Below are 17,143 nucleotides of genomic sequence, written 5' to 3' on the forward strand. Positions count from 1 at the left end.
GCGATTCCGGAAAACTGCCCAAAATCGGTCACGATAAAACGGAATGCGCGGTCACCATCATCCAGAACAGACGGTCACGTTCAAACGGAATGGGCGGTCACGATAGGGCGGAATACGCACCTGAGGCAACACGTACTTCACTAACAATCTTTACTAGACTATCGCGCATCTCACGCATGGAAAATAACAAGCTACTTTTATCATTCTCAGCAACAGTTACGCTTATCGAAAGGTCACCGGAAGCGACCGAGTTAGCAATTTCCGCAGCATATGCGGGCTCGCCACCGAGCGATTTCATGATGCTTCGGGTGATCCAGAAGGCCATGGCAATCCCAAGGAACAAACCAAGAATGGCACCAATAACCGTAGCAATTCTTGTCCACTGTGCTTGGCTGCTCATTTCTTCACTTCGCGAAACTAGCAAGCCAGCTTCTGTATCGCGGATCTCATTCAGCAAGATTCGCATGGCATCCATGTTCTGCTTGCCCTTGCCTGTTTGCTCCTCCGCTACAACCTGTTCCATTGACACATCGCCATTTATTACTGCGCGGCGCAATTCAATGAGAGGGTTGATAGCCACAGCCACCCATTCTTGCTGCTGTGCGCTTAGCCTGTTGAAGCGCTCTTGCTGGGCCGGGTTATCACTGGTTAGTGACTTTCCCTGGTTAAGAAATCTCTCAAAATCTTGCAGACCATTATGTAGAGGTTCAAGAGACCCCTCCTCGCCTGTTAGAGCAAATCCTCTCTGCCCTGTCTCAATGTTAATGAGGCTTGACAGAATGCCATCCACCTCCGCGATGACCTCGCGAGTATGATTATTCCATTCTACAGCCTGCTCTAGCTTAGAGAAGTTTAAGTAACTATTTATCTGCAGTAATAGAATAAGAACTACTAAAACACCAAAGCCCGTATAAAGTCTGGTACCCACCTTTAGGTTGGATAAGTTCATTTACTTTCCCTTTACTTTAGAAACGCCAATTAGATTGCAGGTGGCAATAGGCCATCAATTGCCAGGTATACGAGCTTCGTGTCCATAATTATTTAAATCTCAGTGCTCCAAGGATTTTGGTTTACTAAGAAATGATCCTGTCACTCTTCTCATCGGTTTTAAAAAGTTAGCGCCGATTGCGAAAAACTTTTTATTTCCTGTCGCTTCGCTACCGGAAAACTGGACAGTAGCGTTGTAGTCACCCATCGAGAATCATGTCGCGCAATAGCCACTCTTTTTTACATAGCATGCGCATACTAGGTATCGGCGAAATCAAAAGCTATAGTGCCTCCTTAAATGTCACATTAGTTAACATTTCTAACTGTATACCTCAGGCATAGGGTAATCCCCCCGACATATCAGGGTGCTCAGAAGTAGAGTTTTCAGTAAGCTAAACGCAGGGAGGTCATTCCGCAACCAGCTGGTTAAGGTAGGCGCTAGTAGATTTCCCAAATACATTTACCTTCCGCTCCGATGGCGACCATTACCATCGACGTTAGATCATTCTTGTCTAAAGGACTGCTCCTGGCCGAGGCTGTGTGAAAACGTAGCTGTCGCTATACTCTACCCATGACTGATCGTGGGAGGTACCAATGAAACGTTTCGTCGCAGGTGAATCCCGGTCCCAGGCTACGTTGTTTCCTGAGCTTCTGGATGATTTCGTTACTGAAGACAATCCGGTTCGGGCTATTGAGGCTTTTGTTGACGCCCTTGATCTCAAACAGCTGGGCTTTAATGGCGTTGACCCTCATGCGACGGGTCGGCCCGCCTACCACCCCGCCATTCTTTTAAAAATCTATCTCTACGGCTACCTCAATTGCATCCAATCTAGCCGCCGTCTGGAACGTGAGGCACAGCGTAATGTTGAACTCATGTGGCTAACGGAACGCCTAGCGCCGGATTTCAAAACGATCGCAGATTTCCGCAAAAACAACGGCAAAGCGATTCAAGCTACTTGCCGCGACTTTGTCATGATATGTCGACGTCTCGGGCTCTTTTCACATTCGGTAATGGCGATTGATGGCAGCAAATTTAAGGCAGTCAACAATCGAGACCGTAACTTCACCTTGGCTAAGATGAAGCGGCGGGCAGAAGAAATCGATAAAAGTATTGAGCGTTACTTACGTCAGCTCGATGCAATGGATCAAGGCGCCGCCGCTATCACAGAAATGCGGACGACTGGTTTGAAGGAAAAGATCGCTTCCTTAACAGAAGAAGTTCAGCAACTACAATCCATTGAAATTCAAAGAACTGAGTCCCCTGACCAGCAAGTCTCTTTGACAGACCCTGACGCTCGCTCCATGACTGCGCGAGGAACGGGAATCGTAGGCTACAACGTGCAGACGGCTGTCGATAGCCAGCATCATCTGATTGTCGCCCATGAAGTCACTAATGTCGGCACTGACCGGCGTCAGCTTTACCAGATGGCCAAGCAAGCACGCGATGCTAGCGGCGTCAGTGATCTACACGTCGTCGCTGATCGCGGTTATTTTACAGGTAATGAAATACTTGCCTGTCATGAGGCCGGTATTACGACGTATCTCCCTAAGCCTAAAACCTCGCCAAACCAGGCCAAAGGTATGTTTCCCAGGGAAGCGTTCCGGTATGTGCCCAAACGTAATGAATATCGCTGTCCCGCGAGAGAGCGGCTAATTTGGCGTTTCAAGAACGTCGAAAAAGGCCAGACGCTACATTGCTATTGGAGTTCGGCCTGTCCGAACTGCTCAATGAAGTCGCAATGCACCACAGGTATTTATCGGCGCATTAAACGCTGGGAACACGAAGAAGTATTGGAGGCGGTAACATCACGTCTGGATCAGAGGCCGGATATAATGCGCATCCGTCGTCAAACGGTTGAGCATCCCTTTGGCACGTTGAAAGCGTGGATGGGTGCGACACACTTTTTAACCAAAGGGCTTAAGAACGTCGGAACGGAAATGAGTCTTCATGTGCTTGCCTACAACATGAAACGCGTCATGAATATCCTCGGCCCCAAGGGTTTGATCCAGGCATTGCAGGCATAAGGCCTTAGTCCGGACCTAGCTCTGCCAAGCTTATGGTAGCCAATAACGCTCTCTAGTAAGTGCTTCTTAGGCTTTATCTCGATTAACGTCGGATTGGGCATAAGAAATGAAAGCGATCTAATCTGTCTTGCTAGCCGATAGTCGTGCCAATACGACTGAACACTGTCACCGCCAACTGGTTTTTAGGTTTTCACACAGCCTCGGCCGATTCCAGCCATTAAAAAAGGGGCCTGCGATTTCTCGCAGGTCCCTTTTTTTACAATTTGGCGCGCCCGGCAGGATTTGAACCTGCGACCCTCGGCTTCGGAGGCCGGTTTCAATTTTACAGCCCATCTTTTTTATCACCGCAAGTTGCCCATAGGTATTCAAACGTTTTCGGATATTCGGGAAGGCGGCTATTACTACGTCGACAAAACACCGTTTATTGAGCAGCTGGCCCATCAGAACAAATACTACTTTCTTTCTCGCCCGCGCCGCTTTTAAAAGCCTTCTGCTAGATACCTTGGGCTGCCTATTTGAAGGCCGATATCATCTGTTTGAAGGCTTATATATTCATGATAAGTGGGACTGGCAACAGCAGTACCCCGTGGTGCGTTTGAGTTTTGGTAGCGGTGTTGCCAACAGCCGTGAGGATTTAGATGCCAACATCCGCTATCAGCTTCAGCAGCAACGGAAAAAGCTGAATATTGAAACACCGCCTCCCGAACGCATTGCAGACAACTTTGCCAGCCTGCTTGAAAATGCACGGAGTGTTCACGGCCAACGCATGGTGGTGCTCATCGACAAGTACGATGAGCCCATTTTGGATAACCTCTTGAATACTGAACGAGCCCGCGAACTTCGCGAGGGACTGAAAAACCTCTATAGCGTGCTTAAAGACGCCGACCCTTATCTGCACTTTGTGCTCCTGACCGGCGTTTCCAAGTTCAGCAAAGTCAGTCTATTTTCGGGGCTAAATAACCTCAACGACATTACACTAGTGCCCCTTACGCCGCCATTTGCGGCTACACCGATCACGATATTAATACGGTATTTGCCTCCGAGCTGCCAGGTCTTGACCGTGAAGAGATCCGCCGCTGGTACAACGGCTACCGCTGGGGCGGAAAGCACGTCGATACTGTTTATAACCCCTTTGATGTATTGCTGCTGTTACAAAAACGTGAGTTTGGGCCGTACTGGTTTGAGAGCGCCACGCCCGCCTTTCTGATTGACCTATTGAAAAAACGCGGGGTGTTTACCCCGCAACTCGGCACTTTTCAGGCTAAGGCACAGCTGCTAGGCCGCTTTGGTGTGGATGACATCGCCACCGAAGCACTGCTCTTCAAACGGGCTACATTACGATTAAGGATGTACAGGAGCCGATAGTTGGCTACAGGCTTTCCTCACTGGGTTTTCCCAATCGGGAAGTAGAAGTTTCATCCAACGCTTTAGCAAACGATACAAAAAAGTAGGGTGCATCAAATGTCATCATCCGTTCCCTTTACACATCATCCCTAGGTTAGGTAGCGCTGCTTTTACGCCAGCAGCATTTTCGTATACTCACGCTGCTGTTTTATCGCGTCGTCTAAAATAGCCAGCAGCTTGTCGTAATCCTCCGGCATGTTTGCATCCATGCCGGTTTCCTCAAAGCTTCTTAGCGTGGTTTGGGTGTCGCCGATGAGCGCTTGAAGCTCGTGAATTACGCGCTGGTGATCCCCTTGGGTTTGGAGTGTCAATAACACGCTGGTAAAGCGTTTGGCGATTTGCATCTCAACGTTTTCATGTTTACCCAGAGTAAGTAGCTCAACCTTGCGCAGATAGTTCATCACCGCTTCTTGCTCACGGTAGTTTTTTAACCCTGAGTTTACTCGACCGGTTACAAGTTATTACCCGTGTCTGCTAACTACAGAGAAATGGCCTTCATTCACAAAACCCATTGATAAACTTTCTCATTATACAATTAGTTCTTAGGACTTACGTTGAGACGTTTACACTACGCTGTGTGGTACGGTGATAGTGCTAGCTGATTTTTACCCATAATAATAAAGCAGGGTATTCTATGACCTCATTTCGCCATCTTCTCAACGTTAAAGAGCTAGGCTACGGCACCACGCCCATTTTGCTGATTCATGGCTTTGGTTGCGACCAAACGGTATGGCGTCGCCTTCTTCCAGTACTTGAGAAAGACTACCGACTGATCCTAGTCGACATTGCAGGTTTCGGCGGTGCCGCACCGGAAGCCTACGACAAAGCGCGGCATGGTACGTGCTCCGGTCATGCGGATGACATCGTCGCCCTATGTGATGAATTAGGCTTGGAAAATGCGCTGATGCTTGGCCACTCCATCGGAGGGACCATCGGTATGCTCGCCTCTATACAACGTCCCAAGGCCTTCCGCCGTTTAGTGATGATTTGCAGCTCGGCGCGGTACCTTGACGCCCCCCCCCTGACTACCGAGGTGGCTATACGCGTGAGCAGCTTGATAGCCTGATGCTTCTTATGGAGCAGAATTACCTCGATTGGGCCGGTACCGTCTCGCGGGTGGCGCTTGGCGATGCTACCACTGAGACTCACCAGCAGAGCCTGCAACAACGCTTTCTTTCCGTATCACCTGAGGTACTGCGACCACTGGCAAGAAGCATTTTTCTCGGTGATACCCGCCACCACCTGCCCAGCGTCACGGTGCCTAGCCTAATCATTCAAACTGCCCGCGACGCCATGGTGCCTCTCGAGGCAGCCCAGTACCTGCAACAGCACCTCCCCGATGGTGAACTCGTGGTGCTGGATGTAGGTGGCCACTATCCCCAGCTCACGGCCCCTGACATCCTGGCTCAAGCCCTGCGGGAGCGGCTCGATATGCAGAAAGGCTGATCCCTATGAGTTTGAGAGCTTCCGATTTGGCCCGCTGGTGGCAGTTCGCTCCTTCTGGTCAGGTAGTTATTGATGAGCAGGGCAAAATTCTGTTGGCTAATTACACCCTCCGTGATTGGCTAAGCTGCTCGACGAGCCAGCTGATTAACCAGTCGGCCAGCGACCTGTTTACGGTTGAGTCGCGCATGCTGTACCTCGGAGTTCTAGCGTATCGACTCACCGAGGTAGGGACAGTTGATGAAGTTCATCTTAACCTGCGCTTGGAAAATGACGATGCCCTTCCAGTACTCTGCAGTGCGCGCCGCCTGGGCGCGGAAGAGCCCTCCCTGACGTTAATTTCGATGCTGCCCATAGGCCGTAAGGATCAACTAGAACGCGAACTGCTAGAAGCTCGCCAGGCAGTCCAACACGCCCTAGAAGAGAAAAATGCGGTCATCGCCGAGCTAGAGTTGATGCGCGCCACATTAGAATCGCACAACTCGGAACTACAGCGTCTCACCATGAGGCCAACAGCGATGCACTTACCGGCTTGCCCAACCGCCGCCACTTTGATCTCGTGCTGCAGGAGAGGCTAGCTCTAGCAGCCGTCGCTCGTTCCTCTGATGTTTTCAGCGTGGCTATCCTGGACATCGACCACTTTAAGCCCGTCAACGATGAACATGGGCATGCTGTCGGTGACCATGTCCTACAACAGCTTGCTACGCTGCTTTCATCGCAACTACGCGGCCAAGATATTGCCGCCCGTATCGGCGGCGAAGAGTTCGCCCTGCTTATGCCGGACACCTCCATTGATGAGGCAGTCAACGCCTTGGATCGCTTGCGCCTTGCCATTGAGATGTACCATTGGCAACCAGTTCCCATCACTGCCAGCTTGGGCGTGACAGGCTATCTGCCGGAAGATACGAGCGAAAGCCTGATGGCGCGCGCCGACGATGCCCTTTATGTGGCCAAACACCAGGGGCGTAACCACGTCGCAAGAGGATGAAGAGGAGCTTGTCATGCAAGCCAGAGCGACAGCACTAAACGCACGGGATGATATTGAGCTGCCTTACCGGATACAAGATGTCGCCGCTGATGTTGGCCTACTCATGGTCGCCACCACGTTTACTCTGCTGGGAGGCACAGGTCTCATCGGACATCTCCTCGGCATTGCCTATCCGCTGAGCGGTGTGATGGTGGTCGACGCTGCCTTAACTGGTTTCCTGGCTGGCCTCTGCTTGTTGGGTTGGCTGTTTAATCGGCACTGGCTGAACTACTTGGCAGCCATGCCGTTGGCGGTGGTCACTCTCTACACCCTAATACATAACGGCTTAGCCGATGGGCCCTGGGTAGGAACGTCTTGGGTGACCGGTGGCCCAAGAATTCTCTCGGCGGCGGCGTTTCTGCTCTTTCTAGTGGGCCTATGCACCGCTCTAGGCATGAAGCGGCCTTGGCACCGGTTAGTCTGGGCCGTTAGTGGGTTGCTAGCACTAGGCGCGGGTAGCTTTTCACTGCTGCTAATGCTGCTTCCGGCTAGCCGTTTAGATTGGGCAGAAGGCTTTGTGTCTGCCCCTATACTGGCCACCCTTTACGCCCTGCTGGGTGGTGTTACTTTCGTTGTCGCCGCCTGGCGCGGTAGTCGTCGCTTGATTCCCCTGGGCAGTCTGACCAAGATCGCCGCCGTTGCTGGCGTCATGGTCAGTTGTCTCGCCTGGTACACCCTGAGCTGGAGCGCTCAGAACGATATGCAACGTCAGGCAGCCATCTTGATAGATAATGCTGCTCTCAATGCACGCCACATAATGAAGACACAGCTGGAATTTATTCAGCGTTTGGCATGGCGTAGGGGGTTAAATGATATTCCTGAACAGGTGGGCAATTGGGAGAACGATGTTCAGACCTACTTTCGACATGCCCCTTATTTAAAGAGCCTTGCCATACTGAACCCTAACGGGAGCCTTGAAGATCTGCGCGTTTCTAATGAGGAATATCAGCGCCACTTTGTTCAGGAGATAAATCTATCCCGCCTTCGCGATGAGCTACTCTCTGGGTGGGAAGAAGCGTTGGCATACACGATACCGAGCAACCCGAGGACGTTACTGATTATCGCGCCCTTAGGTAACGGCACAGGCAGCCGCCTAATCGCGGAGGTCGACTTGGTGGGGCTGCTTGAACGCGAGCTTAGCCTACCCTTAAACCTTTTGCGACTTTCAGTCGGTGGAGACACACCTTTTCTGGTCATAAGGCATCCTGACAGTCTTGCCCACGGCAGTGGCAAACGATCACTTCCACACCTAGAACGTCGCCTTGTCGGTCTTCCTGGCGGCACTCGCTTAACGCTTGATGTCCATATGAACGCCACATCAAGCATGCTGCAGGCAGGTGTTATGCCAGCAGGTTTTGCTATCGCTGGCCTGACGCTCAGTTATCTTCTGGCCCTGAGCCTGGGGCTGGTCAGGCTGGTGGTCTGGCGCTCACGTGAGCTGTTGAGGGCCAGACAGCGCCTTGAAGCGCAATACGACCTCGAACAACGTTATCGTTCACTTTACCTCTACCATCCTGATGGCGTCTTTTCGCTCGACCATGAAGGCCATATTGTCACCGCGAATGCTGCCTGCAGCAAAATTACCGGGCACACCAACGATGAGATAATCGGACGTCATTTTTCTACCCTATTGCAGCCTCAAGATATCGAGCGAATGCAGGCTCTTTATGCGGCGACATTGTCCGGACACCCCACCCAGGTGGAACTGCAGATAACAAGGCGTGATGGGCATGGGCGGTTCCTTGACTTGACTACAATGCCGATTATTGTTGACGGGGAGACACACGGTGTCTTCGGCATCGTTAAGGACATTACTAAACAGTATGAGCAGGAAGCCCAACTGGCTTATCAGGCCTCCCATGATCTGTTAACCGGCCTCCCGAACCAAACGACCCTTGATGAGCGCCTGAAGGAAGCGTTTGATCAGGCGCAGCAGTCGGGCAGCTTACTGGTCGTGATGCATCTCGACCTGGACGGCTTTAAGGCGGTTAATGACGGACTGGGCTATCACATCGGCAACCAACTCTTGGTGGCGGTGACCGACCGACTGCAGCCGCTAACCGGGCCAGACGATACGCTGGCTCGCCTCACCGGTGACGAGTTCGCCCTACTGTTCAATCATCTCCAGGACCATCAGGCCGGGGTCGATATGGCCGAGCGGATGATTGATGCACTGTCAGCGCCTTTCCAGCTCGAAGGCAAGGCTGTCCATATCAGTGCCAGCATCGGCGTCGCTGGTAATGCGGAACCCTGTGAATACGCTTATGAGCTGATGCAACGCGCCGACCTTGCCATGACCGACGCCAAACAAAAAGGGCGCAACACCTGGCAGTGGTATCAGGGCGAAGAGCAGCGCGTAACCGAAGCATCCGTTACCCTGCGACACGGCTTGCATACAGCCTTGCAGGATGATCAATTCGAACTCTACTACCAGCCCATCGTGGAGGCAGTGAGTGGTCGCATCCGTGGATTGGAGGCGTTAATCCGCTGGCAACATCCCGAGGGAGGTATGATCTCGCCAGGAGAGTTTATTCCGCTTGCAGAGCAAACGGGGCAAATCATTCCAATGGGGCGCTGGATTATGCGTCAGGTGTGCCAAGATGCTGCAACCATGCTGGCTGCAGGCGGGCGTAGGGTGCCAGTAGCTGTCAATATCTCATCGCTTCAGTTTCGAAGAGAGGGATTTCTTGACGATCTTCGTCAGGCGCTAAGTGCTTCTGGCCTTCCACCCGAGTTTCTGGAACTGGAGGTTACCGAAAGCGTTCTGCTGGATGGGTCTGAGCAGGCCACTGAGCTGATCAATCAGCTCAACGCCATGGGGATTAAGGTGGCACTCGATGACTTTGGCACCGGTTTCTCCAGCCTGAGCTATCTGCGTGATCTGCCCATTCACAAGATCAAGCTAGACCGAGCCTTCATCAAGGACATCACGACCGACAAACGCAATGCCGCTATTGTGCAGGGGATTATCACCATGTCGCACCAACTGGGTCTGCTAGTGGTGGCCGAGGGCATTGAGGAGTTCAAACAGCAGCAGGATCTCGTCCGCCGTCACTGCAATCTATTACAAGGGTTCCACTTCGCCAGGCCTATGCCGTTAGAAGCCGTCATGCAAATGCCGGATCAGTTACCTGCATCTTCTCACGCCTGAGGTTTAGACCTCTGGCTCCATGTCTATTAGTCACAGGTTTCAGGCATACGGAAGCTCTAGACATAGCGAGGAAAGAAGGCGGCGGAACGTGTGTTATATCGAGCGTCATTACAAATGTTATGCAAATCAAAATATAACTTTCCGCTTGTGACTTAACCTTACTAGCCCTGCGATCACGCCCCATAAGAGGGAGTACAAGCACCATGATCGTGTAGATCAATTGACAATGGACACATTATGATTAGTTTATAGGGTCGCTTGGCACCTATCTGCAATCCACCGAATGTATCGCATTAGCAGGGGTAATCACCGTGGCATTTTCGTTGGATGATAGTACTGAACAGCTGGCGAATACCTTACCAGTGGTGGCCCGCCTATTTGATATTAGTGGCGCTGCAATTTCTTTATTCGATGACCATGACAGGTTGATTTACGGTAATGCCCACTACTATCAACTCATCTGTCATACGCAAGGGTCGCACCCCACTTGGCCGGATGTCGTACGTGACAACTACGCCAAGAGCCAGGGGCTAATTATAGAGACGGAGGATATTGAGTTATGGATTCGGTTGGCGCTCGCAAAACGACGCAAGCAAACCTATCGCCAGTTTGAAATTGATGCATGGGATGGCCGCTGGCTGCTGATGACAGAAACCCTGATTCCGGATGTTGGCCTGCTCGATATCGGTGTGGATATCACCCAGGCAAAGACCTTAACGACGGCATTAAAACGAGAATACCAGAACGCGCTGGTCAAAGCGGAAACCGACCCACTAACTGATATGGGCAATCGCCGAGCGCTAGAGCGTTTGCGAAAGATACTCGTGGGTAAGGGACGCCATTTTCAGGTGACTGCGTTGATGATCGATATTGACCAGTTCAAGCCCTACAACGATAGGCTGGGGCATTTGCAGGGTGACCTTTGTTTACAGCAGGTGGCCCTGGCGATTCAGAATAGTCTAAGAGAGTGTGAAGCTTACGCAATAAGATTAGGGGGTGATGAATTTCTGGTGCTACTACTGGATGCACCTTTATCAAAAGCACAGCAAGTGGCTCATCGAATTAGAAACAGTTTACTTAAAAGTGCCATTCCCCATCCTACGACAGATTCTGGTCTTGTTACCCTCAGCATGGGCCTTGCCAGCCGGGACATCATAGATCCAGAAGGCTTCTCAACGTTACTTAAAGACGCTGACGATGCGCTCTATGACGCTAAACGTAGTGGGCGTGACTGTATCAACGGCCTTAGAAATTGGTAGCATTGGTGAGTAATCGCTACCCACCTTACGTAGCTAGTACAGCCTGAGGCATAAATCAGCTGTGCCTTCTAGGCAATTTTAGTTGGCAATTTGATTGCTCAACTAACACTCCTGGCCGTGAGAAAACCACCAAAATTCATACTTGAGCCTTTAGGTGAAGAGAGCTTCGGGCGACCCTCCTGAGAAAGCTCTAACCAAGTTAACTAATATCCCTAATTGTTTTACGCTGTTTGAAAACATCCGTTGGAATGCCAAAGCGGTCTGAAAGTCCACAAATTTGGCGCCAGTTAAGATTACGTTTGCCGGACAAAATGGACGAAACAACAGACTGAGCGCCAATTTCAGGCAAATCATTTTGGGTAATGCCGTGTTCTTCCATAAGATAACGAAGCACATCAGTATCCTGCGCGACAGGCATGGGGCGTACACGCCCATCATATGCCTCAATAAGATCACCAAGGCGCGCCGCAAGGCTGGATAAATAATGATTTTCATCATCGCCAACCAAATTTAGAATTTCATCAAGAGCCTCCACTTTCTCGTCATACTCATCCTCTGATTCTGGCACAGAGAGAAGAGGTGCAATGTACTGCCAATGAGTAGCTGCTTGATCAAGAACGGCATTCATATCTTCACTCCTTCCACTTACTCTTGTCATATTCGGGATGATCGAGAATATGGCGGATAAAAACGCGCTTAGCGCGATAATGCACAGTTGCTATCAGGCGAATCTTATTGCCACCAATGTCAAAAACATGGAGGCTTCCCACCTTATCAGTTGCCGGAAAAATTTCTTTCATCTCAGCAAAGCTCTGGGGTTCGCTACCCTTCATGATGCGAAACCATGCATTTAAGGCGGTGGCCGACTGCGGCCATTTGTCTTTTGCTTCCCAAATACGTTTTTGTGTGACCACATGCATATGTAACCCCTTTCGCCTGGCTACATTATAATAGCAATTTGCTATATATAGCAAATTGCTATTATTTTTAAAATCAGTATTGGATGCTCTCCCTATAAAAAGACATACCCCACAGAAATACGGAGTATGTTGGTAGCATCTAGTAGACGATGTTCAATAAGAGTCACCAATGGCCCGATTAGGCAGTATTTTCCGAAGGGACTGACTCCCGAAAGGTATCCAATAGAGAGCTACGAAGCGTCGTCAGTAAGCTAAACGATAGACCAAGAATGCGGCTTTAGAGTCTGGTGAGGAGGTTCTCCTCAGAAGGCTTCCCAATCATGCGCCTTATTTGGTGAGTTACGCTGCAAAGCAGCTACAGATTTAGAGTGCATAAGAGAGGGAGAGGCAGTTTTAGCGCTGTCGCCACTGAGTTTGAAAGCCTCCACCAAGCGGGTAAGTCGGGTTGCCTCTTTTTGAAGGGAAGCCGCAGAGTCGCTAGTCTGCGAAACGAGGGTGACGTTCTGTTGTGTCGCGGAATCCATCTGAGTAAGAGCGGTACCTACTTGCTGAATACCCGCCTCTTGTTCGCGCACCGCCAGCGATATCTCATTCATTAGCCCTGACACCTGGCGAATCGCCTCTACTGTCTCCTGTATGCCATCGCCGCTACGCACTGCTTGCTCAGCGCCATTGGCGATACGCTGACTAATTTCCTCAATCATTTGTCGGATTTCTTTGGAAGAATCGGCAGTGCGGCTAGCTAAATTACGAACCTCACTGGCCACGACCGCAAATCCCCTTCCATGCTCACCAGCACGAGCGGCCTCTACCGACGCGTTGAGGGCAAGAAGATTTGTCTGGAAGGCAATGGAGTCGATCACTTTGACAATCTCGCCGACCTGGCGAGAGCTGGCCTCTAGTTCTCGCATCAACGTTACCGAATGCTGAACCTCCTGGATGCCCTTCTCGGCTTTCTCAGCCGCTTGGCTTGAAAGAGTGTCTGCATGACTGGCGGATTCACTGTTCTGGCGCACGATGGAAGATATTTCCTCCATGCTAGAAGCAGTTTCTTGCAGAGCGGAGGCCTGCTGTTCCGTTCGCGACGCTAGATCTTCGCTGCCAGAAGCAATTTGGCCCGAGGCATTATTGACATTGCGGGCACCGTCGCGCACCGCTTGGAAGCTCGTATCCATCCGAGCAATGAAGGCATCAAACTCGTAAGCCAACTCGCCGATTTCATCGCGCCGGTGACTCTCAATGCGAGCAGTGAGGTCGCCCTGACCTGCGGTAATGTCATGAATTCGCCCGCTGACCTGTCGAATCGCCCGAGACATCAGGTTGGGGCCAATCAGCGCGATGGCCAGGGTAGCCAGTAGTACCAGCGCGGTAAAACCCATCACCCAGCGCTGCTGTATGGCAACGCCTGCAAGAGTCTCACTCTCAAGAGCTAAACTACGCGCGTCTGCACTTTCACCAGCAATATTATAAAGCTCGCGCAAGGCATTAAAGGTTACCAAAAAGTCACCTTCCATCTGCGTCTCAGCGGTCTCAATATTTCCCTGACGATGAAGATCAAAAACCTCCTGGGCAGCTGTTTTCCAGGAATCGAAACGCGCTTCGAAGTCGCTAATTCCTTCGCTGACCTGTGGATAGGCATCGAGTAACGTAAGGAATTCACGCATTCGATCATAGGCCTGCTGCGCGTTCTCAAGGAAGGCATCATGCTGATCGCTAGCGGCCTGACTTTCCGGATCCTCACGCAAGACTTCTAATTCAGCTAATCGCGCCTGGTAAAGATCTCTATCGGCGTTAAGTACTGCTGAAACTGCCGGATTGAAGGAGCCGCTAAACGCAATCATACGCTCACGCATAGTCTGGACAAGCAGACTATCAATCACCACCACTGCCATCAGTGATAAGGCTACCAGTAAGAAAGCAAGCGTGTACTTCACATTGATCTTATGTAGCTTGTCCAGCATGGCATCACCGTTTAATTGTTATCGATTACCGTGGAGGCTGCATCTGTAATAAATAAAAACCTCGTTATAAAACAAATATCGGCCATATTTCTTAATAATTTAGGCATTTTGAAAAATAATAGTTGATGCAAGCAACACTAAAAATGACGACCCTATTTATAAATTATAAGTAATAAAAAATAGCCTTTATAACGATAAAAACCTAATCGATAATACATCAAGCAGCCAAATATCGTTGAACAACCGTTAGCCAGCTTCCTTAAATAATATCGACGCCGCCCAAATCATATATACTTTAGTATGATTTTATCTATACCGAACACGCATAGGGTATGCAAAAAAACATCTTAGTCGTTAAATATCATCACGCTCTGGCCAGCCAATACTTAATGAATACTGCGATGGTATGTTCATATGCCCTACGTCCACGATACGCTGACACGACTTCAGAAAAGCAGCCCTGCCCAATCCGAGTTTTATCAAGCCATCGAAGAAGTGCTTGAATGTCTACGCCCTCTATTAGAAAAGACCTCCTATTATCACCAACACAGCATCATTGAGCGGATAGTTGAGCCAGAACGGCAAATTATGTTTCGGATAAGCTGGGTAGATGATAGCGGGAGAGTACACGTTAATAAAGGCTATCGCGTTCAGTTCAACTCTGCCCTTGGGCCTTATAAAGGAGGCCTACGTTTTCATCCCAGTGTTACTTCCGGCACCATCAAATTTCTGGGTTTTGAACAAATCTTCAAAAATGCGTTAACCGGGTTGCCGGTCGGTGGTGGTAAAGGCGGTGCCGATTTTGATCCAAAAGGTAAGTCAGATAATGAGATCATGCGCTTTTGTCAGGCTTACATGACAGAGCTCTACCGCCATATTGGCCCCCAATGCGATGTCCCTGCAGGTGACATCGGGGTAGGTACGCGAGAAATTGGCTATCTTTTTGGTCAATATAAGCGGTTAACCGGTTGTTATGAAGGCGTGCTAACAGGCAAAGGGCTTAACTGGGGAGGATCGCTTGGCCGCAAAGAAGCGACGGGCTACGGAGCAGTTTACTTCGCGCAGAACATGTTAGCAGCACGGGGAGAAGAGCTTCGCAATAAAACCTGCCTGGTTTCCGGCGCAGGTAATGTCGCCATTTATACCATTGAGAAACTATACGAACTGGGTGCTAAACCGATCACCTGTAGCGACTCACGTGGGACTATCTACGATAAAAATGGTATTGATTTAGACTTACTCAAGCAGCTCAAAGAAGTGCAGCGCACTTCTTTAGAAGCTTACTTACACGAGCACCCTGACGCCCACTACATTTCTACTCTTGACTACCCCCAGGGTGGGCATGCCGTATGGCGTATTCAAGCCGATGCTGCGTTCCCCTGCGCGACCCAGAATGAGCTGACCGAAAGTGATGCGGACTTCATGCTCACCAATGGCATCACGTGTATTAGTGAAGGGGCCAACATGCCCTCCACGAAAGAGGCCGTCGATCTCTTTCTAAACGCTAAAATTGCCTATGGGCCTGGTAAGGCCGCTAACGCAGGTGGCGTCGCTACCAGCCAGTTAGAAATGGCACAAAATAGCAGTATGGAACAGTGGCCACTGGAAAAAGTAGACCAAAAGCTAAAACAGATTATGGCTAATATTCACCGGCAGTGCGCAGAGACTGCCGAGGAGTTTGGTGAAGCGACGAATCTAGTACTAGGAGCCAACATTGCAGGCTTCAGAAAAGTAGCTGATGCCATGATTGAACAAGGCGTCACCTGATCGTCTTTGTCTTGTAAACCGCTTATACTGTAACAAGTACGCAGTCCTTCCTTTATTGGGGAAGGGCTGTTTTTTATTGGCTTGAATTTATTGCTTTCTAAGGAGAGTAACGATGGGACAACGTCCTACTATTATTATTAATCGACTCGATGCTGAGCGTCTACAGCGCTTGATCGACAATGCATCCGATAAAGACATAGCCGTCGCTGAACTACTTGAGGAGGAGTTATCACGTGGGGAAGTCCGCGATCCAGAGGATATTCCTGATGACGTCGTCAGCATGAACAGCCAGGTTAGATTCACAGATCTCTCTCGTGGGACAAAGATGATTCGAACCCTGGTCTACCCGCATTCACTGGGAAGCGTCCCGGATGGAATCTCCGTAATGGCTCCCATTGGGGCTGCATTGATCGGGCTCAGAATCGGCGATATCATCGAATGGCCACTGCCTAATAATACCGAAACACGCTTACGTATTGATGCCATTTATTGGCAACCAGAGCGTGAAAAGCAATACCATCGATAGTGAGTGTTACGAAGAGTGCACTGGCCAATGACCCGCCAATGGCTCTTCTGTCACTGACCTATTGTTTAACGGTGATGACTTGGCACTTTGCGGAATGACTTACTTTGTGCGAAACGCTTCCAATGACGACGCCCGCTAAGTCACTTAATCCACGGCTCCCCATTACAATCGTATCTATACCCTGGTCATTGGCAGTATTGAGTATCACCCGCACCGGGTCGCCTTGTACCATTTGCTTTTCTACTTGCTGAGCACCCTGCTCTTGCGCTGACTGAGCAGCTTGCATCAGCAGCTGCTCTCCAGCTTTTTCACGTTCAGCAAGGGTAGCTTCAGTATTCAGAGCTCCAACACCCCACACTAGCGTGGTGGGATATGCTAAGGCTTCCGGGATGTGTAATAAATAAAGCGTTGAGGCATTTTCACTCAACAACTTACAGGCTACTGACAGCGCTTGTTGAGCATTTTCAGAACCATCGATCGGCACTAGTATGCGAGTATACATAGCTGATTCAATCCTATTCATGTGCTTTACTGAAACTAAAGTCTTAGACGATATTTAGCTTTTAAACAGTTAAATACTGGTAGCGTTGTAACCATTATTTCGCTGAATTAAAAAGACCCAAGATATACTGCTAAATGACGCCGGGGCTCATGTCACGCAAGTAATGCCCGC

The 17,143-nt window shown here is 50.1% G+C and carries 15 protein-coding genes, 1 tRNA gene and 2 pseudogenes; 11 read left to right on the plus strand and 7 right to left on the minus strand.

The features are described 5' to 3' along the window. Positions 1–97 precede the first annotated feature (97 nt). Positions 98–949, minus strand: a complete 852-nt coding sequence (locus V8L70_RS14400) for a CHASE3 domain-containing protein (RefSeq protein ID WP_336269862.1) — start codon at positions 947–949, stop codon at positions 98–100. A 632-nt stretch (positions 950–1,581) separates the two neighbouring features. Here V8L70_RS14400 and V8L70_RS14405 point away from each other — a divergent pair. Next, positions 1,582–3,012, plus strand: coding sequence for an IS1182 family transposase (locus V8L70_RS14405; RefSeq protein ID WP_336269863.1), 1,431 nt, complete (start codon positions 1,582–1,584; stop codon positions 3,010–3,012). Between the two features lie 264 nt (positions 3,013–3,276). Here the strand turns inward: V8L70_RS14405 and V8L70_RS14410 are convergent. Then, positions 3,277–3,360, minus strand: a tRNA-Leu gene (locus V8L70_RS14410). A gap of 3 nt (positions 3,361–3,363) precedes the next feature. Here V8L70_RS14410 and V8L70_RS14420 point away from each other — a divergent pair. Further along, positions 3,364–4,442, plus strand: a pseudogene (locus V8L70_RS14420) (ATP-binding protein); the annotation flags it as partial. A gap of 84 nt (positions 4,443–4,526) precedes the next feature. Here V8L70_RS14420 and V8L70_RS14425 read toward each other — a convergent pair. After that, positions 4,527–4,817: a hypothetical protein gene (locus V8L70_RS14425; protein WP_336269865.1), complete on the minus strand. Its 291-nt coding sequence runs from the start codon at positions 4,815–4,817 to the stop codon at positions 4,527–4,529. Between the two features lie 233 nt (positions 4,818–5,050). Here V8L70_RS14425 and V8L70_RS14430 point away from each other — a divergent pair, with 233 nt between their 5' ends. The 6 genes from V8L70_RS14430 (at position 5,051) to V8L70_RS14455 (ending at position 11,296) form a co-directional block, all read left to right on the plus strand. Further along, the gene (locus V8L70_RS14430; RefSeq protein WP_336269866.1) at positions 5,051–5,482 is read left to right on the plus strand and encodes an alpha/beta fold hydrolase; all 432 of its coding nucleotides are present in this window, start codon (positions 5,051–5,053) and stop codon (positions 5,480–5,482) included. A gap of 8 nt (positions 5,483–5,490) precedes the next feature. Next, positions 5,491–5,862 carry an alpha/beta fold hydrolase gene (locus tag V8L70_RS14435; protein ID WP_336269867.1) on the plus strand — a complete coding sequence of 124 codons (372 nt, stop codon included), beginning with the start codon at positions 5,491–5,493 and terminating at the stop codon, positions 5,860–5,862. 5 nt (positions 5,863–5,867) lie between these two features. Continuing rightward, the gene (locus tag V8L70_RS14440) at positions 5,868–6,437 is read left to right on the plus strand and encodes a nitrogen regulation protein NR(II) (protein WP_336269869.1); all 570 of its coding nucleotides are present in this window, start codon (positions 5,868–5,870) and stop codon (positions 6,435–6,437) included. Then, positions 6,419–6,847 (plus strand): GGDEF domain-containing protein, encoded by a 429-nt coding sequence (locus tag V8L70_RS14445; protein ID WP_336269957.1) that lies wholly within the window; start codon positions 6,419–6,421, stop codon positions 6,845–6,847. The genes V8L70_RS14440 and V8L70_RS14445 overlap by 19 nt, the downstream gene beginning before the upstream one ends. 13 nt (positions 6,848–6,860) lie before the next feature. After that, positions 6,861–10,037, plus strand: a complete 3,177-nt coding sequence (locus V8L70_RS14450) for an EAL domain-containing protein (RefSeq protein WP_336269870.1) — start codon at positions 6,861–6,863, stop codon at positions 10,035–10,037. Positions 10,038–10,348: 311 nt separating this feature from the next. Beyond that, positions 10,349–11,296, plus strand: a complete 948-nt coding sequence (locus V8L70_RS14455; RefSeq protein ID WP_336269871.1) for a GGDEF domain-containing protein — start codon at positions 10,349–10,351, stop codon at positions 11,294–11,296. A 199-nt stretch (positions 11,297–11,495) separates the two neighbouring features. Here the strand turns inward: V8L70_RS14455 and V8L70_RS14460 are convergent, their stop codons facing one another. Together V8L70_RS14460 and V8L70_RS14465 are read right to left on the minus strand one after the other, a co-directional pair. Then, complete coding sequence (locus V8L70_RS14460; RefSeq protein WP_336269872.1) at positions 11,496–11,924, minus strand: helix-turn-helix domain-containing protein; 429 nt, start codon at positions 11,922–11,924, stop codon at positions 11,496–11,498. A 4-nt stretch (positions 11,925–11,928) separates the two neighbouring features. Then, positions 11,929–12,216 carry a type II toxin-antitoxin system HigB family toxin gene (locus V8L70_RS14465; RefSeq protein WP_336269873.1) on the minus strand — a complete coding sequence of 96 codons (288 nt, stop codon included), beginning with the start codon at positions 12,214–12,216 and terminating at the stop codon, positions 11,929–11,931. 162 nt (positions 12,217–12,378) lie between these two features. On the opposite strand from V8L70_RS14465, the pseudogene V8L70_RS22925 reads away from it, so the two are divergent. Further along, a pseudogene (locus V8L70_RS22925) lies at positions 12,379–12,494 on the plus strand (IS30 family transposase); the annotation flags it as partial. A gap of 24 nt (positions 12,495–12,518) precedes the next feature. Here V8L70_RS22925 and V8L70_RS14470 read toward each other — a convergent pair. Beyond that, positions 12,519–14,177 (minus strand): methyl-accepting chemotaxis protein, encoded by a 1,659-nt coding sequence (locus V8L70_RS14470; protein WP_336269875.1) that lies wholly within the window; start codon positions 14,175–14,177, stop codon positions 12,519–12,521. Between the two features lie 414 nt (positions 14,178–14,591). Here V8L70_RS14470 and gdhA point away from each other — a divergent pair, with 414 nt between their 5' ends. Continuing rightward, complete coding sequence (gene gdhA / locus V8L70_RS14475) at positions 14,592–15,944, plus strand: NADP-specific glutamate dehydrogenase (protein WP_336269876.1); 1,353 nt, start codon at positions 14,592–14,594, stop codon at positions 15,942–15,944. A gap of 112 nt (positions 15,945–16,056) precedes the next feature. Beyond that, positions 16,057–16,470, plus strand: coding sequence for a nucleoside diphosphate kinase regulator (rnk, locus tag V8L70_RS14480; protein WP_336269878.1), 414 nt, complete (start codon positions 16,057–16,059; stop codon positions 16,468–16,470). A gap of 58 nt (positions 16,471–16,528) precedes the next feature. Here rnk and V8L70_RS14485 read toward each other — a convergent pair whose 3' ends face one another. After that, positions 16,529–16,993: a universal stress protein gene (locus tag V8L70_RS14485; RefSeq protein ID WP_336269879.1), complete on the minus strand. Its 465-nt coding sequence runs from the start codon at positions 16,991–16,993 to the stop codon at positions 16,529–16,531. Between the last annotated feature and the right edge of the window lie 150 nt (positions 16,994–17,143).

Origin of the sequence: Vreelandella arctica, assembly GCF_037070215.1 — a bacterium.
GTDB classification, from domain to species: Bacteria; Pseudomonadota; Gammaproteobacteria; order Pseudomonadales; family Halomonadaceae; genus Vreelandella; species Vreelandella arctica.

Bases quoted from the DNA above. Each gene is read 5' to 3' on its own strand.
- V8L70_RS14400 (WP_336269862.1), bottom strand. From the start codon at position 949: ATGAACTTATCCAACCTAAAGGTGGGTACCAGACTTTATACGGGCTTT.
- V8L70_RS14405 (WP_336269863.1), top strand. From the start codon at position 1,582: ATGAAACGTTTCGTCGCAGGTGAATCCCGGTCCCAGGCTACGTTGTTT.
- V8L70_RS14425 (WP_336269865.1), bottom strand. From the start codon at position 4,817: ATGAACTATCTGCGCAAGGTTGAGCTACTTACTCTGGGTAAACATGAA.
- V8L70_RS14430 (WP_336269866.1), top strand. From the start codon at position 5,051: ATGACCTCATTTCGCCATCTTCTCAACGTTAAAGAGCTAGGCTACGGC.
- V8L70_RS14435 (WP_336269867.1), top strand. From the start codon at position 5,491: ATGGAGCAGAATTACCTCGATTGGGCCGGTACCGTCTCGCGGGTGGCG.
- V8L70_RS14440 (WP_336269869.1), top strand. From the start codon at position 5,868: ATGAGTTTGAGAGCTTCCGATTTGGCCCGCTGGTGGCAGTTCGCTCCT.
- V8L70_RS14450 (WP_336269870.1), top strand. From the start codon at position 6,861: ATGCAAGCCAGAGCGACAGCACTAAACGCACGGGATGATATTGAGCTG.
- V8L70_RS14460 (WP_336269872.1), bottom strand. From the start codon at position 11,924: ATGAATGCCGTTCTTGATCAAGCAGCTACTCATTGGCAGTACATTGCA.
- V8L70_RS14465 (WP_336269873.1), bottom strand. From the start codon at position 12,216: ATGCATGTGGTCACACAAAAACGTATTTGGGAAGCAAAAGACAAATGG.
- V8L70_RS14470 (WP_336269875.1), bottom strand. From the start codon at position 14,177: ATGCTGGACAAGCTACATAAGATCAATGTGAAGTACACGCTTGCTTTC.
- gdhA (WP_336269876.1), top strand. From the start codon at position 14,592: ATGCCCTACGTCCACGATACGCTGACACGACTTCAGAAAAGCAGCCCT.
- rnk (WP_336269878.1), top strand. From the start codon at position 16,057: ATGGGACAACGTCCTACTATTATTATTAATCGACTCGATGCTGAGCGT.
- V8L70_RS14485 (WP_336269879.1), bottom strand. From the start codon at position 16,993: ATGAATAGGATTGAATCAGCTATGTATACTCGCATACTAGTGCCGATC.